This window comes from Kitasatospora sp. NPDC048365 (assembly GCF_043200835.1).
In the GTDB taxonomy this organism is placed as follows: Bacteria; Actinomycetota; Actinomycetes; order Streptomycetales; family Streptomycetaceae; genus Kitasatospora; species Kitasatospora terrestris.
This window is the reverse complement of record NZ_JBICYJ010000007.1, coordinates 34,761-49,321: the sequence shown is the minus strand read 5'-3', so window position 1 is coordinate 49,321 and position 14,561 is coordinate 34,761. Positions and strand designations below refer to the sequence as shown.

Genomic DNA, 14,561 nt, shown 5'->3' with positions numbered 1-14,561 from the left:
CAGTACGGCAACGGGCGGCCCGAGGGCGTCCGCAGGTCCAGCGGAGGCCGCGGGCGCTGCGGGGCGGGGCGCTTGACCATCTTGGTCCCTGCCATCTCGACCACCTCCTCGATCATCGGGCGTCTGCCCGGCCGGGCGCCGTTCCACGCCCGCGCCCTGCCACGGAAGGAGACGACCCGTTGACCGGCTCCGCCCCCGCGGGCCCACCCCCGCCCCACATCCTGCGCGACTACGCACTGCTCGCCGACGGCCACCGCGGAGCGCTGGTGGGCCCCCGCGGCGACATCGGCTGGATGTGCGCACCCCGCTGGGACAGCGACGCCCTCTTCGCCGCCCTGATCGGCGGTGACGGCTGGTACGGCGTCGCCCCCGCCCGGCCCTTCGTGTGGGGCGGCTACTACGAGCCCGGCAGCCTCGTCTGGCGCAGCCGCTGGACCACCACCGACGGCATCACCGAATGCCGCGAGGCACTCGCCCACCCCGGTGACCCGCACCGGGCCGTGGTGCTGCGCAGGGTGCTGGCCGTCGACGGCGACGCACACCTCGACGTGCGCCTGGACGTCGCCGCGGGGTTCGGCACCCAGCCGCTGCGGGCACTGCGACGCGACGAGGACGGCACCTGGACGGCCCGGGCCGGCGACCTGCACCTGCGGCTGCGCGGACTCCCCGACGCGCAGGCCGGACCGGCCGGGCTGCGCACCGAGCTGCGGGTGGCGGCCGGAGCCTCCCACGACCTCGTCCTGGAGGTCTCCGACCGGCCGCTGCCGTCCCCGGAGCCCGCCGCGCGGCTGTGGCGCGCGACCGAGACGGCCTGGGCCGAGCAGGTCCCCGACCTGGACGGCGTACTGGCGCGGCGGGACGCCCGGCACGCCTGCGCCGTCCTCACCGGCCTGACCGGCCCGGGCGGCGGCACCGTCGCCGCGGCCACCACCAGCCTGCCGGAACGCGCCGAGCAGGGGCGCAACTACGACTACCGGTACGTGTGGATCCGCGACCAGGCCTACATCGGCCAGGCCGCCGCGGCGATCGGCCCGCACCCGCTGCTCCAGGACTCCCTGCGGTTCGTGACCGCCCGGCTGCTCGAGGACGGCCCCCGCCTCGCCCCCGCCTACACCGCCACCGGCGCACCCGTGCCGGACCCCCGCACGCTCGACCTGCCCGGCTACCCCGGCGGGTTCGACGTCGTCGGGAACCGCGTCAACCACCAGTTCCAGCTCGACGTGTTCGGCGAGAGCCTGCTGCTGCTCGCCGCCGGCGCCCGGCACGACCTGCTGGACACCGACGGACGGCGCGCCGTCCGGATCGCCGCCGACGCCGTCGCCGCCCGCCGCACCGAGAAGGACGCCGGGATCTGGGAACTCCACCCGGACCGGTGGGCGCACAGCCGGCTGACCTGCGCCGCCGGACTCCGCGCCGTCGCCACCGCCCCCCAGTCCGCTTCCGACCGCGGCCCGGCGGCCCGCTGGGAGGCCCTCGCCGACCGCCTGGTCGCGAGCGTCGACGCCGACTGCCTGCACCCGTCCGGGCGCTGGCAGCGCTCCCCCACCGACCCGGGCGTGGACGCCGCGCTGCTGCTGCCCGCCGTCCGCGGGGCACTGCCCGCCGAGGACCCGCGCACCCGCGCCACCCTCGACGCCGTCCTCACCGACCTCGCCCGGGACCACTACTGCTACCGCTTCCGGCACGACCGGCGTCCCCTGGAGGACGCCGAGGGCGCCTTCCTGCTGTGCGGGTTCCTCGTCGCTCTCGCCCAGCACCAGCAGGGCGACGGCATCGAGGCGGTGCGCTGGTTCGAACGCACCAGAGCCGCCTGCGGGCCCCCGGGCCTGTACGCGGAGGAGTTCGACGTCGCCCAGCGCCAGCTGCGCGGCAACCTGCCCCAGGCCTTCGTCCACGCCCTGCTGCTGGAGGCCGCCGCCGCACTGGCCCGCCCCCGCTGACCGCCACGGCGGCCGGGATCCCGAAAGGCCCGGATCACCCCGTTTGCCCCCGGACCGGACGGGCAGCCGCCCCGGGGAATGCCCCGGCGCGCGCGAGCCGTCCGCCGGGCGCCCCTCACAGGACGGAGAAGCGCTGAGATGGCCACCAACCCCGGACCCTCCGACGGGCGCGACGCCAAGGACACGGCCCTGGATGCCTTCCGGGCCCCGGATCCGGACGGGCCGCTCACCACCGACCAGGGGGTGCGGGTCGACGACACCGACAACTCCCTGCAGGTCGGCGACCGCGGCCCCACCCTGCTGGAGGACTTCCAGCTGCGGGAGAAGCTCACCCGCTTCGACCACGAGCGCATCCCCGAACGCGTCGTGCACGCCCGCGGCGCGGGGGCGTACGGCCACTTCGAGGCGTACGAGTCTCTCGCCGAGTACACCTGCGCCGACTTCCTCCAGGAGCCCGGCCGCCGGACCCCGGTGTTCGTGCGCTTCTCCACCGTCCAGGGGCCCCGCGGCTCGGCCGACACGGTCCGCGACGTGCGCGGCTTCGCCGTCAAGTTCTACACCCGGCAGGGCAACTACGACCTGGTCGGCAACAACATGCCGGTCTTCTTCATCCAGGACGCGATCAAGTTCCCGGACTTCGTCCACGCGGTGAAGCCCGAGCCGGCCGACGAGATCCCCACCGGCGGGTCCGCGCACGACACCTTCTGGGACTTCTGCTCCCTGCAGCCCGAGTCCACCCACATGCTGATGTGGGCCATGTCGGACCGGGCGATCCCGCGCAGCTACCGGATGATGCAGGGCTTCGGCGTGCACACCTTCCGGCTGGTGAACGCCGCCGGGCGCGGGACCTTCGTGAAGTTCCACTGGCGCCCGAAGCTCGGCGTCGCCTGCCAGGTGTGGGACGAGGCGCAGCTCACCGCCGGCCGCGACCCGGACTTCCACCGCCGCGACCTGTGGGAGGCCATCGAGTCCGGCGAGTACCCGGAGTGGGAGCTCGGCGTGCAGCTGATCCCCGAGGAGGACGAGCACGCGTACCCGTTCGACCTGCTCGACCCGACCAAGCTCGTGCCGGAGGAACTGGTGCCGGTGCGGCCGGTCGGCCGGATGGTCCTCGACCGCAACCCGCAGAACTTCTTCGCGGAGACCGAACAGGTCGCCTTCCACACCGCCAACATCGTCCCCGGCATCGACTTCACCAACGACCCGCTGCTGCAGGGCCGCAACTTCTCCTACCTGGACACCCAGCTGATCCGCCTCGGCGGCCCGAACTTCTCCCAGCTGCCGGTCAACCGGCCGCTCGCCGACGTCCGCAACAACCAGCGCGACGGCTACGGCCAGCAGACGATCCACCCGGGCACCAGCTACGCGCCCAACTCCGTCGGCGGGGGCTGCCCGTTCACCATGGGCGGCGGCCACCTGGCGGACGGGGTCTTCGAGCACTACCAGGAGCGGATCGACGGCGCGGCGATCCGCCGGCGCAGCCCCAGCTTCGCCGACCACTACAGCCAGGCCGCGCTGTTCTGGGCCAGCATGGCCGACTGGGAGCGCGAGCACATCACCGCCGCGTTCGCCTTCGAACTCGGCAAGGTGGCGGACGACCAGGTGCGGCGCCGCACGGTCGGCAACCTGGTCCACGTCGACCCGGGGCTGGCCGCCGAGGTCGCCCGGCGCATCGGCGTCCCCGAGCCGGAAGCCGGCGACGGCCACGAAGCCGCGCCGCGGCCCTCCCCCGCGCTGAGCCTGGACAACCTGCTGGCCGACGGCATCCGCACCCGCAAGATCGCGGTGCTGGCGGCGGACGGGGTCGACCGCGACCAGGTGCAGGCCGCCCGGGAGCGGCTCGGCGCCGCGGGCGCGACCGTCGAGACACTCGCCGCCCACGGCGGGCGACTGCGTGCCGCCGACGGTGAGACCCTCGCGGTGGACCGCCCGCTGCCCACCACCGACTCGGTGCTGTACGACGCCGTGGTGGTACCCGACGGCGCGCAGGCGGCCCTCACCGCCGATGCCCGGGCGGTCCGCTTCCTCGCCGACGCCCTGCGCCACGGCAAGCCCGCCGCCCTCCTGGGCACCGGGATCGACCTGTGCCGCGCCGCCGGCCACGACGCACCGGGCGACCTCGCCGGGGTCGCACTGAGCGGCCCGGACGAGCAGGCCGGCCCCGCCTTCTGGGACGGCTTCGCGCACCTCGTCGAACAGCACCGCTTCCCGCGGCGCTGACCGTCCCGGCACGGTCCGCGCGGGAAGCCGGACCGCCCACAGAGAGGATCATGATCCGATGACCGAGTACGGGTACTTCCTGTCGTGCGAGGAGTTCACCCCGGCGGAACTGGTCGACCAGGCCCGGCGGGCGCAGCAGGCCGGGTTCACCCGGCTGGCGATCTCCGACCACTTCCACCCGTGGAACGACGCGCAGGGCAACAGCGCCTTCGTGTGGTCGATGATCGGCGCGCTGTCGCAGGCCGTCGGCCTGCCGGTCACCACCCTGGTGACCTGCCCGACGCTGCGCCTCCACCCAGCGATCACGGCACAGGCCGCCGCCACCTCCAGCGTGCTGCTCGACGGCCGGTTCGCACTCGGCGTGGGCACCGGCGAAGCCCTCAACGAACACGTCCTGGGCGGCCGGTGGCCCTCCTTCGAGGAACGGGCCGACATGCTGGAGGAGGCCGTCGAGGTGATGCGCAAGCTGTTCACCGGCGACCTCGTCAGCCACCGCGGCCGGCACTACACCGTCGACAACGCCCGCCTGTACACCGCACCCGACGGGCCGCTGCCCGTCCTGGTGTCCGGGTTCGGCCCGAAGGCCGCCGAACTCGCCGGGCGGATCGGGGACGGCTTCGTCACCATGACCCCGGACGCCGACCTGGTGGGAGCCTTCCGGGAAGGCGGCGGAACGGGCAGGAAAGTCGTCGGCGGGGTGAAGGTCTGCTGGAGCAGCGACCGCCTCAAGGCCGTCGACGTGGTGCACCGCCTCTGGCCCACCGAACTGCTGCCCGGCGAACTCGCGCAACTCCTGCCCACGCCGACGCACTTCGAGCAGGCCACCGAGCTGGTCACCCGCGACATGATCGCCGACGCCGTCACCTGCGGCGACGCGGTCGAGGAGCACGTCGAAACGGTCCGTGCCTACACCCGCGCCGGCTTCGACGAGGTCTACATCGGCCAGATCGGCCCCGACCAGGCGGACTTCTTCGACGCCTACCGCGAACAGGTCCTGCCCGCCGTCGCCCGCTGAGCACCGGATCGGTCGCCTTCGCCCCCGCGGCGCAGCTCGGCGTTGACCCGCTCGGCGGCCTGCCGGGCGGCGAGCCGCGCTGCGCCGCCGTCCTGGATGTCCCGCGATGCCCGCTCCGTACCGGTGCGCGCCACCGCCTCGTTCATCGGTTCGAGCACCGACCGGATGCGGCGGAGTACTGCCTGCGCCCAGCGGCGTGCGTTGTCGGCGCCGGCTCCGGACGGATCCTGCGGCCCGGAGGAGAGGTGGAGCACGGATCCGCGGATGTCCCCCTCCAGATCGTCCACGGCCGCTCCGCTGCCCGAGGACTGCGGCCGGGCTCCGAGGACCTCGGCGGACCCCTCGAACGGCACTGCCGCCCGGTAGACCACGTAGGCGCCGTCGGCGTCCGCCCACACGTGCGGGGCTCCGAGCGTGACCGGTCTCGGCGTGTGGTCTTCCATCAGCTGCGGGAGCGTGAGGCCCCGGAACAGTCGCTCCGCCATGGCGCACCTCCGTCCGTCGTCTTCCCAGTGAACTCCTGAGCAACGTCACCGTGTGTTGTTCCCGGCGGCTCGGGTAGGCGGGGTGGTTATCGAAGCGGGTCGGAGCGAAAGCCGGTCCGCTCGCCTCTCCAGGGACAACGTCATGACGAATGTGAAGCTTGCCGCTGCAGTGGTCGGGGGCTACCTTCTCGGGCGCTGGCACAAGGCCCGATGGGCGATTGCCCTCGCCGGAATGGCAGCGGGGAAGAAACTCAGTGCGAATCCAGGTGTGCTCCTCGGCGAACTCATGGAGTCGTCGCCGCAGCTGCGGCAGCTGGCCGACGGCGTACGGGGCGAGTTGGCGGAGGCCGGGAAGAAGGCCGCGATCGCTGCCGCGACCAACCGGGTGGGCGCGCTGACCGACCGACTGCAGCAGGGGACGGATGCCCTGCGCGAGCAGGGAGGCGGCGGCCGCGGCCGGGACCCGGAGGACGACGAGGACCAGCAGGCGGACGAGGAACCGGACGAGCTGGAGGAGCCGGAGGAGAAGCCCGCGGCGCGCAGCCGCACCTCGCGTTCGGGCGGGACCTCGGCACGCGCGTCCTCGGCCAGCAAGCGCTCCGCGCCGTCGAAGTCGTCCACGTCGTCCACCCGGTCCCGGGCCTCGTCGAAGACGGCGTCCGGCTCCGGCACCGCACGCAAGACCGCGTCGAGCGGCACGTCCCGCTCCAGCCGGCCGGCGGCCGCGAAGAAGACCGCGAGCAAGGCCCCGGCGAAGAAGACCGCGGCGCCGCGCAAGAGCACGGCCGCCGCCGCGAAGAAGACGGCCTCGTCGTCGGCGCGGAAGACCGCCGCCGGCTCCTCGGCCCGTAAGAGCACCGGCACGCGCACGTCGACCCGGAAGCGGGGGTGAGTCCGATGGCCAAGCAGTCCGACGACAAGGGTTCCGGGCTCGGCGACGTGCTGGACGCACTGCCGACCGACCGGTTGATGGAGCAGACCCGTGAGCTGATGTCGGCACTCGGGGACCGCGCCGTCGCAGCCGCCACCGACAAGGTCGGCGAGGTCACCGACCGGCTCGTCGGGTACGTGGAGGACGGCGGCCTCGGCGGCGGGAAAGGTCCGGGCAAGTCGATGCTGAAAGCCGTGGTGGGAGCGGGTGCCTCCAACCTGAAGGACGCCGTGACCAACAAGCTCGGCGGCGGTGGCGGCAAGAGCAAAGGCGGGGGCAAGAAGCTCAAGGTCACCAACATCGTGGAGCAGATCGACGTCGGTGTTCCCGTCCGCGTCGCGTACAACCAGTGGACGCAGTTCCAGGACTTCCCGAAGTTCACCAAGCGCCTGGAGCAGGTCGAGCAGAAGGACGAGCACAAGCTTTCCTGGAAGGCCGGGATCTTCCTGTCCCACCGCACCTGGGAATCGACGATCGTCGAGCAGGTCCCGGACGAGACGATCGTCTGGAAGTCGAAGGGCGACAAGGGTTCCGCGGACGGCACGGTGACGTTCCATGAGCTCGCACCGAACCTCACCAGGATCCTCCTCGTGCTGGAGTACCACCCGCAGGGCCTGTTCGAGCGGACCGGCAACATCTGGCGGGCCCAGGGCCGGCGCGTCCGGCTGGAACTCAAGCACTTCCGTCGCTACGTGATGACGCAGACCATCCTCGACCAGGACGGCGTGGAGGGCTGGCGCGGTGAGATCCGCGACGGGGAGGTCGTGCGCTCCCACGACGAGGCCGTCGAGGAGGAGGGCCAGGACGCCGAGGAGTCGCAGGACTACGACGAGGACGACGAGTACGACGACGAGGCGGACCAGGAGGGCCAGGAGGACGAGGAGGAGTACGAGGACGAGGAGACGTCGCCGGACGACGAATACGAGGACGAGGGAGCCGAGCCCGGCGACGACGAGGGGGACTACGAGGACGAGGACGCGTACGCCGACGAGGAGGAGGAGCCTCCGCCGGAGGAGGAACCCACGGACGAGGACGACGAGGAGTACGGGGAGGACTACGAGGACGAGGAGGGGCCCGACGACGAGTACGAGAGCGATGAGGGGACCGGCCGGCGCGGTTCCCGGCGTGCACTCGCGCGGAGGTGAGAACGGTGACCACGGCCGCCCGTTCCGGACACTACCTCGACCGTCCGTCCTCCAACGGACCGGTGGACGGCATCGACCTCATCCTGGACAGGGGCCTGGTCATCGACGCCTACCTGCGGGTCTCCCTGGTGGGGATCGAACTGCTGACCGTGGACGCGCGCATCGTCGTGGCCAGCGTGGACACCTACCTGCGGTTCGCCGAGGCGGTGAACCGGCTTGACCTGGCGAACGACAAGAGCGAAGGCCCGCCGGAGCTGATGCAGGACATGCGGGAAGGAGGAGCCCGGCACGAGACCCGGGGCGCACTGGAGGGCGTGCAGGACACCGCCACCGACGTGATCGACCGCGTCCGTGACCGGGGCGAGGAGGACGACGAGGAGGAGCCGGAGGAACGGCCGAGGCGCCGGACGCGGCCCGCCGCGGCGCGCAAGGAGCGTGACCGATGAACGCCACCGCCCCGCCGGACCTCGGCACCCTCGCCTGCTACGTGTACGGCATCGTCCCGTCCCGCACCCGGGTACCGGACGGCCTCGAAGGCGTCGGCGACCCGCCCGCGCCGGTATCCCTGGTCAAGCACCACCGGATCGCCGCCGTGGTCAGCGAGATCGACACCCGCCGTCCGCTGGGCACGCCCACCGACCTGCTCGCCCACGCCCGGGTTCTGGACACGTTGGCGGCCGCCCGCTGCGCGGTGCTGCCGTTCCGGTTCGGCGCCGTGGTCGGCGACGTCGAGGAGGTCGCCGACGATCTCCTCGCCCCGCAGGAGCGGCGGTTCCTCACCGCGCTCGAGGACCTCACCGACCTGGCGCAGTTCACCGTCCGCGGCACCTACCGGCAGGAGTGGGTGCTGCGCCGGATCCTCGGCCGGCGCGAGGACATCGCCCGCCTGCGCGAGCAGACCGCCGCCCTGCCCGCGGACGCCGCCCGCCACCAGAACATCCAGCTCGGCGAGCTCGTCTCGCAGGAGCTGGTCTCCTGCGGGCGGGCCGACACCACCCGCGTGCTGGAAGCCCTGTCACCGCTGGCCGCGGTCACCCTCGACGACCCGGCCACCGCGGACCAGGCCGTCAACGTGTCCTTCCTCGTCCCCAGCGACCGGTGGGACGAGTTCGAGGGCGTCGTCGAGGACCTCGCCGGCCGGTGGGAAGGTCAGATCGAGCTGCGGCTGCTCGGGCCCCTGGCCGCGTACGACTTCGTCTCGCAAGCGGTTGACGCGCAGGGAGGCGGGCCGCCATGGGAGTGATCACCGGACTCTTCACCCCGCCCCTCGCTCCGGTGCGCGGCGTGGTGCGGGTGGCCGAGCGGCTCTACGGCCAGGCCCTGCACGAGCTGAACGACCCTGCCGTCGTCCGCCGTCTCCTGGAGGTCCAGGCCGCCCGGGAGGCGGGCACGATCAGCGAGGAGAGCGCGGCCCGGCAGGAGGAGCCGGTCGGACGCCTGTGGGACTCCACGCGCGCCGCGTCGGCTCGGGAGGTGTGAACCATGTCCGAACCCCGTGCCCGCCGTTCCGCCGAGCATGCGTCGCGCCGCCCGTCGGCGGACCCGCCCCGGCCGCGTCGCCGGGCCGCCGTGGCCGAGGAACCCGAAGCGGTCCGGCCCCGGCGGCGGGCCCGGCCCGACGAGGAGGACGACCGGCCGGACACCGAGCGCCCCGCCCGCCGAAAGGCCCCCCGCGAAGAAGCCGAACCGTCCGCACCGCGCGCCGCACCCCGGCTCGGCGCCTCGCAGGCCGCCGCCATGGCCGCACGCCACGTGCAGGCCCTCACCGGACGCGGCTCCGAGAGCATCACCTCCCTGGAGCGGACCAACGACGGCTGGCGGATCGCCGTCGAGGTACTGGAGAGCCGCCGCATCCCCGACTCGACCGACATCCTCGCCGTCTACGACGTCGTCCTCGACGACGACGGCGAGCTCGTCTCCTACCGGCGGGCCGGCCGCTACTACCGCGGCCGCGCCGAACGGGAGGAGGAGCAGCCGTGAGCGACCTGAGCCCCTGGCCGACCTCCGGCTCCCTGCCGGCGACGCCCCGAACGGCGGCCCCGCCCCAACCGGCGAACCTGGCCGACCTCCTCGAACGCGTCCTGGACAAGGGAATCGTGATCGCGGGCGACATCCGCATCAATCTCCTCGACATCGAGCTGCTCACCATCAAGATCAGGCTGTTGATCGCCTCGGTCGACCGGGCCCGCGAGATGGGCATCGACTGGTGGGAACACGACCCTTCGCTGTCCTCCGGCCGGCGCGACCTCGCGGTGGAGAACCGCCGGCTGCGCGAGCGCCTCGGCGAACTCGAGGCCGCCCACACCGACGCCGCGCCGGAGGACGAGACCGAGCCCACCCCACGGCCGGCCCGACGGACCACGGCCCGTCCGAAGCCCACCCGGTCCGGCACCACCGGCGCGTCCGCCTCCCGCCGCAAGGGCACCGCGCCATGACCAGCGACACCTACACCTGGCTCTACGCGATCGGGCCGGCGGCCACCGACCGGCCCCACCCGGGCAGCCTCAGCGGCGTCGCCGGTGAACGGCCGAGGCTGCTCACCTCCGAGGGCCTCGCCGCCGTCGTCGGCTCAGTGCCCGCATCGGACTTCGACACCACCCCGCTCCACCAGCACCTCGAGGACCCCCGCTGGCTGGAGGCCGCGGTCCGCGCCCACCACCGGGTCATCGACGTCCTCGCCCGGAGCTCGCACGCGCTGCCGCTCCGCTTCGCCACCCTGTACCACGACGACCAGCGGGTCCTCGGTCTCCTCCATCAGCACCGGAGCACCTTCCACGCCGCCCTCGAACGCATCGCCGGCCGCACCGAATGGGGCGTCAAGGGCTACCTGGACACGACCCGCCTCCCCCCTGACGACGACACCGGCACGCCGTCCCCCGAACGGCCCGGCACCGCCTACCTGCTGCGCCGCCGCGCGGCCCGCGACCGGGCCGGGCGGGCGCTGGACGACGCGGCCGAGCGCGCCGGGCAGATCCACCGCCGACTCGCCGAGTACGCCGACGAGGCGACCGAACACCCCCTGCAGTCGCCGGAGGTGACGGCCGTCCGCGACCCGATGGTCCTCAACGGCGCCTACCTGGTGGACCGCAGCCGTGCCCAGGGGTTCGCCGACCTCCTCGCCGACCTGCGGCAGGCCCACACCCCGGCCCTGCGGGTCGAACTGACCGGCCCCTGGCCGCCGTACTCGTTCGTCGAGCTGCCGATCGCGGACAACGGGAGGTGAACCCGATGTCCCAGCCGTACACCCCGTCCCCCGCCGTGCGGAACCGCGACATCGCCCTGGTCGACCTGCTCGACCGGGTGCTGGCCGGCGGCGTGGTCATCGCAGGTGAAATCACCCTGTCGATCGCCGACGTCGACCTGGTACGGATCAGCCTCCGGGCCCTGATCGCCTCGGTCCGCTCCATCGCCGTCGACCAGGACCGGGACGCGTCGTGACACCCAAGCCCCACGACCGGACGACGCCCGGCGGCCGTCGCATCGCCCTCGACCCCGACACCGTCGGTCGCGACCTGGCCTCCCTGGTGCTGTCGGTCGTGGAACTGATCAGGCAGCTGATGGAACGGCAGGCCCTGCGCCGGATCGACCAGGGCGACCTCGACGACGACCGGATCGAGGAGATCGGCCTGACCCTGATGGCCCTCGAGGAGCGAATGGCCGACCTGCGGGAACGCTTCGACCTCACCCCCGACGACCTCAACATCGACCTCGGGCCGCTCGGACACCTGCTGGCGGACGACTGACCCCGCTGTCCACGAACTTTCTGCTCCGATCAGGTGTGGAACCCCCGCGGCCGGGCAGACGCGCTGCGCACATACGAGCTCTCGAGGAGGAACGCATGGGCGCGGGCAAGAAGATCAAGAACACTGCCGAAACCATGAAGGGCAAGGCCAAGGAGGCCACCGGCAAGGCCACCGGCAACGAGAGCCTGACGATCAAGGGCAAGGCCGAGCAGGCCAAGGGCGACGCCAAGCAGGCCGGCCAGAAGGCGAAGGACGCCCTCAAACACTGACCGACGTCCTGGAACACGCCAAGCCATCCCCGGGCCCCGCACCGACCGTGCGGGGCCCGGGTGCGTGGCCCCGGCCCCGGCGGCCGTACCGGACCTCACGCCGGAGGGCGCCGGACGGCCATCAGGTCCGCCCAGGGAGCCGGTGCCCCACGCAGGCCTCCAGCCTCGACTTCGGCGCCGAGCTCGCGGGCGTCCAGCGGCCACATGGTGAACGCCTCCCGCAGCACCTGCCTGTCGCGGTCGACCCGGTAGGTGAACATCACCCGGACGAGGCCCCGGTCGGCCTCGCGGGTGACGTGGGCGGTGCAGCTGTCGGGTCCGACCCTGACCCGCCTCTTTCAACCGCCGCTGGTGGGACGCCTCGATGTTGCGTTGGACGCAACATTACGGCCGGGTGCAGCCGGCCAAGCCGGGCGCCGTTCCCGCCGGGCACCAGCGCCCCGCGGACGGCCGGCCACAGGGCGCGGCGGGTGGCCGGATCCAGGCCTCCGGCCCCGATGTCGAGCATCCCGTGTCGGGCGCGGCGCGTCGCTCACAGCTCCGCGCTACCAGGGCTCCGCCGCACGGCTGCCAGCGGCGCACGGATCGCCGGTCTCCACTCGGACGTGGAACATCGCTGCACAGAACATCCCCGACCCGCCTCTCGTCCTCGCCCCCGCCGACCTCGACGCTACGGTCCGCCGGCCGGTCGCGCGCGGGCCGCCGCACCCCGTCGGCCGCGTTTGCCGCCGGGGATCGGGGATAGCCGGACGGTATGAACACCCCCAACGACGTCGGACGGCGTTACACGGACATCACCCCGGTCCCGCCGCCGGAGCCCCCGGCCCCGCCCGGGCCACCGGAGCCCGTCGAGCCGCCCGGCCCGCCGGAGCCGACCCGCCCGCCCGTGCCGCCGGACCCTCCGGCACCACCCGGGCAGCCCGTCCCTCCCCCGGAGCCGCCCAGGCCCGCACCGGGAGGGCCCGGCCCCGTCCCCGGCCCGCACGAGCCACCGGACTGAACCTGCGACCCGAGCTCACATCATCGAGACCACACACACGAAAGGCGCATGCGCGATGGGACACGGCGGAAACGTGATCGAGGAACTGATGGTCGACCACCGGGAGGTCGAGGAGATCTTCGGCCGGATCCAGGCGATGACGGGCGGCGGACAGCAGCTGCGCGACCTGGTGGACGAGGTCACGATCGAGCTGGTGCGCCACTCGGTCGCCGAGGAGCAGTACCTGTACCCGGCGGTGCGCGAGCACATCGCGGGCGGCGACCGGCTCGCCGACAAGGAGATCGAGGACCACGAGCGGGTGGAGAAGCTCCTCAAGCAGCTGGAGAAGATGGACACCGACGATCCGCGGATGGGCTCCGCCCTGCAGGAGCTCATGGACGAGGTCTCCGAGCACATCCAGGACGAGGACACCAACCTGTTCCCCATGCTCGCCCAGGCGACCACGCCGGAGATCCTCATGGACCTCGGCGACAAGATCCGGCGGGCGAAGGCGGTGGCCCCGACCAGGCCGCACCCCGCCGCGCCGAACAGCCCGACGGCCAGCAAGCTCCTCGCGCCCGGCGCCGGGCTGGTGGACCGCGCCCGCGACTTCGTCACCGGCCGCGGCAAGTCCTGACCCGCCCCTCGACCGGGTCCGGCCCCGACTCCCGGCCTGCTGGGAACACGGACGGGAGGCCCGAGCGATGGACCCGGTCGAGGCGCTGCGACGGATCGCCTTCCTGCTGGAGTGGCGCGGCGCGTCCCCGTACCGGGTGCGGGCCTTCCACACCGCCGCCGAGGCCGCCCGCGCGCTGCCGCCCGGCCCGGTGGACGCGGCCTCGGCGCAGCGGCTGCCCGGCGTCGGGCCGGTCACCGCGGAGGTGATCGCCCAGGCGTCGGCCGCCGAGGTGCCGGCCTACCTCGCCTGGCTGGAGGCCGACGCCGGGCCGGCCGCCCGCCGGGCCTGGGACCTGGCGGGCGGGACCACGGGCGACTGCCACGTGCACTCCGACTGGTCGGACGGCGGCAGCCCGATCGAGGAGATGGCCGAGGCGGCCCGGGCGCTGGGACACCGGTGGGCCGTCCTGACCGACCACTCGCCCCGGCTCACGATCGCCCACGGCCTGAGCCCCGAGCGGCTGCGGCACCAGCTGGACGTGGTCGCCGCGCTCAACGCCCGCCTGGGCCCGGGCTTCCGCCTGCTGACCGGCATCGAGTGCGACATCCTCGACGACGGCTCGCTCGACCAGGAGGACGACCTCCTCGACCGGCTCGACGTCGTGGTCGCCTCTGTGCACTCCAAGCTGCGCTCGGAGCCCGCACCGATGACCGCCCGGATGGTGGCCGCAGTCCTCAACCCGCACACCGACGTCCTCGGACACTGCACCGGCCGCATCGTCACGGGCCGCGGCCGGCCGCAGTCGCAGTTCGACGCCGCCGCCGTGTTCCGGGCCTGCGCGGAGGCCGGAACGGCGGTGGAGATCAACTGCCGCCCCGAGCGCCGCGACCCGCCCGACGACCTGCTGCTCCAGGCGGCCGAGGCGGGCTGCCTGTTCGCCGTCGACACCGACGCCCACGCGCCCGACCAACTGTCCTGGCAGTCCTCCGGCTACGCCCGCGCCGCCCGGGCCGGCCTCGGGCCCGACCGGCTGATCACCACCTGGCCGACCGAGGCACTCCTCGGCTGGACCCGGGGCGCGGGCAACCACTAGGCACCGGCCGGCCGAGGCCACGCACGGCGGCCCCCACCGGCACGGAACGTGACCGAGGTCATTCCGGCGCTCGCGGCCCGCCGCCTACACTGGGTGGCCACCAGCGGGGCAACGCGGCTCCG

At 73.5% G+C, this 14,561-nt stretch carries 18 protein-coding genes; 16 read left to right on the top strand and 2 right to left on the bottom strand.

The features are described from left to right. Positions 1 to 179 precede the first annotated feature (179 nt). The 3 genes from ACGFX4_RS09285 to ACGFX4_RS09275 all read left to right on the top strand — a co-directional run bounded on the left by ACGFX4_RS09285 (position 180) and on the right by ACGFX4_RS09275 (position 5,175). Positions 180 to 1,940 carry a glycoside hydrolase family 15 protein gene (locus ACGFX4_RS09285; protein ID WP_393071376.1) on the top strand — a complete coding sequence of 587 codons (1,761 nt, stop codon included), beginning with the start codon at positions 180 to 182 and terminating at the stop codon, positions 1,938 to 1,940. A 138-nt stretch (positions 1,941 to 2,078) separates the two neighbouring features. Continuing rightward, complete coding sequence (locus ACGFX4_RS09280) at positions 2,079 to 4,160, top strand: catalase (RefSeq protein ID WP_393071375.1); 2,082 nt, start codon at positions 2,079 to 2,081, stop codon at positions 4,158 to 4,160. Positions 4,161 to 4,218: 58 nt separating this feature from the next. Further along, positions 4,219 to 5,175 (top strand): TIGR03557 family F420-dependent LLM class oxidoreductase, encoded by a 957-nt coding sequence (locus ACGFX4_RS09275; RefSeq protein ID WP_393071374.1) that lies wholly within the window; start codon positions 4,219 to 4,221, stop codon positions 5,173 to 5,175. Here ACGFX4_RS09275 and ACGFX4_RS09270 read toward each other — a convergent pair. Further along, positions 5,139 to 5,660 (bottom strand): hypothetical protein, encoded by a 522-nt coding sequence (locus ACGFX4_RS09270; RefSeq protein ID WP_393071373.1) that lies wholly within the window; start codon positions 5,658 to 5,660, stop codon positions 5,139 to 5,141. The two genes, ACGFX4_RS09275 and ACGFX4_RS09270, sit on opposite strands and share 37 nt — an antisense overlap. A 232-nt stretch (positions 5,661 to 5,892) precedes the next feature. Between ACGFX4_RS09270 and ACGFX4_RS09265 the strand changes: the two genes are divergently transcribed. The 11 genes from ACGFX4_RS09265 (at position 5,893) to ACGFX4_RS09215 (ending at position 11,748) form a co-directional block, all read left to right on the top strand. Beyond that, the gene (locus tag ACGFX4_RS09265) at positions 5,893 to 6,552 is read left to right on the top strand and encodes a hypothetical protein (protein ID WP_393071372.1); all 660 of its coding nucleotides are present in this window, start codon (positions 5,893 to 5,895) and stop codon (positions 6,550 to 6,552) included. Positions 6,553 to 6,557: 5 nt separating this feature from the next. Next, on the top strand, positions 6,558 to 7,736 hold the full coding sequence (locus ACGFX4_RS09260) for an SRPBCC family protein (protein WP_393071371.1): 1,179 nt from the start codon (positions 6,558 to 6,560) through the stop codon (positions 7,734 to 7,736). Between the two features lie 5 nt (positions 7,737 to 7,741). Continuing rightward, positions 7,742 to 8,182, top strand: a complete 441-nt coding sequence (gene gvpJ, locus ACGFX4_RS09255; protein ID WP_393071370.1) for a gas vesicle protein GvpJ — start codon at positions 7,742 to 7,744, stop codon at positions 8,180 to 8,182. Beyond that, a complete protein-coding gene (locus ACGFX4_RS09250; RefSeq protein ID WP_393071369.1) occupies positions 8,179 to 8,979 on the top strand; it encodes a GvpL/GvpF family gas vesicle protein in 801 nt (266 codons plus the stop codon). The genes gvpJ and ACGFX4_RS09250 overlap by 4 nt, the downstream gene beginning before the upstream one ends. After that, a complete protein-coding gene (locus tag ACGFX4_RS09245) occupies positions 8,970 to 9,215 on the top strand; it encodes a gas vesicle protein GvpG (RefSeq protein ID WP_393071368.1) in 246 nt (81 codons plus the stop codon). The genes ACGFX4_RS09250 and ACGFX4_RS09245 overlap by 10 nt, the downstream gene beginning before the upstream one ends. 3 nt (positions 9,216 to 9,218) lie before the next feature. Beyond that, a complete protein-coding gene (gene gvpO, locus ACGFX4_RS09240) occupies positions 9,219 to 9,716 on the top strand; it encodes a gas vesicle protein GvpO (protein ID WP_393071367.1) in 498 nt (165 codons plus the stop codon). A 32-nt stretch (positions 9,717 to 9,748) separates the two neighbouring features. Beyond that, the gene (locus ACGFX4_RS09235) at positions 9,749 to 10,171 is read left to right on the top strand and encodes a gas vesicle protein (RefSeq protein ID WP_393071612.1); all 423 of its coding nucleotides are present in this window, start codon (positions 9,749 to 9,751) and stop codon (positions 10,169 to 10,171) included. Further along, on the top strand, positions 10,168 to 10,959 hold the full coding sequence (locus ACGFX4_RS09230; protein ID WP_393071366.1) for a GvpL/GvpF family gas vesicle protein: 792 nt from the start codon (positions 10,168 to 10,170) through the stop codon (positions 10,957 to 10,959). Before ACGFX4_RS09235 ends, ACGFX4_RS09230 begins: the two co-directional genes overlap by 4 nt. Positions 10,960 to 10,964: 5 nt before the next feature. Beyond that, entirely contained in the window at positions 10,965 to 11,174 is a 210-nt protein-coding gene (locus ACGFX4_RS09225; protein ID WP_393071365.1) for a gas vesicle protein, read from the top strand. Then, on the top strand, positions 11,171 to 11,479 hold the full coding sequence (locus ACGFX4_RS09220; protein WP_393071364.1) for a gas vesicle protein K: 309 nt from the start codon (positions 11,171 to 11,173) through the stop codon (positions 11,477 to 11,479). Before ACGFX4_RS09225 ends, ACGFX4_RS09220 begins: the two co-directional genes overlap by 4 nt. Positions 11,480 to 11,574: 95 nt before the next feature. Continuing rightward, positions 11,575 to 11,748: a CsbD family protein gene (locus ACGFX4_RS09215; protein WP_393071363.1), complete on the top strand. Its 174-nt coding sequence runs from the start codon at positions 11,575 to 11,577 to the stop codon at positions 11,746 to 11,748. Between the two features lie 95 nt (positions 11,749 to 11,843). Here the strand turns inward: ACGFX4_RS09215 and ACGFX4_RS09210 are convergent, their stop codons facing one another. Continuing rightward, positions 11,844 to 12,008, bottom strand: coding sequence for a hypothetical protein (locus ACGFX4_RS09210; protein WP_393071362.1), 165 nt, complete (start codon positions 12,006 to 12,008; stop codon positions 11,844 to 11,846). A 795-nt stretch (positions 12,009 to 12,803) separates the two neighbouring features. Between ACGFX4_RS09210 and ACGFX4_RS09205 the strand changes: the two genes are divergently transcribed. Continuing rightward, entirely contained in the window at positions 12,804 to 13,364 is a 561-nt protein-coding gene (locus tag ACGFX4_RS09205; RefSeq protein ID WP_393071361.1) for a hemerythrin domain-containing protein, read from the top strand. Between the two features lie 67 nt (positions 13,365 to 13,431). Next, entirely contained in the window at positions 13,432 to 14,439 is a 1,008-nt protein-coding gene (locus tag ACGFX4_RS09200; protein ID WP_393071360.1) for a PHP domain-containing protein, read from the top strand. Positions 14,440 to 14,561: the final 122 nt, after the last annotated feature.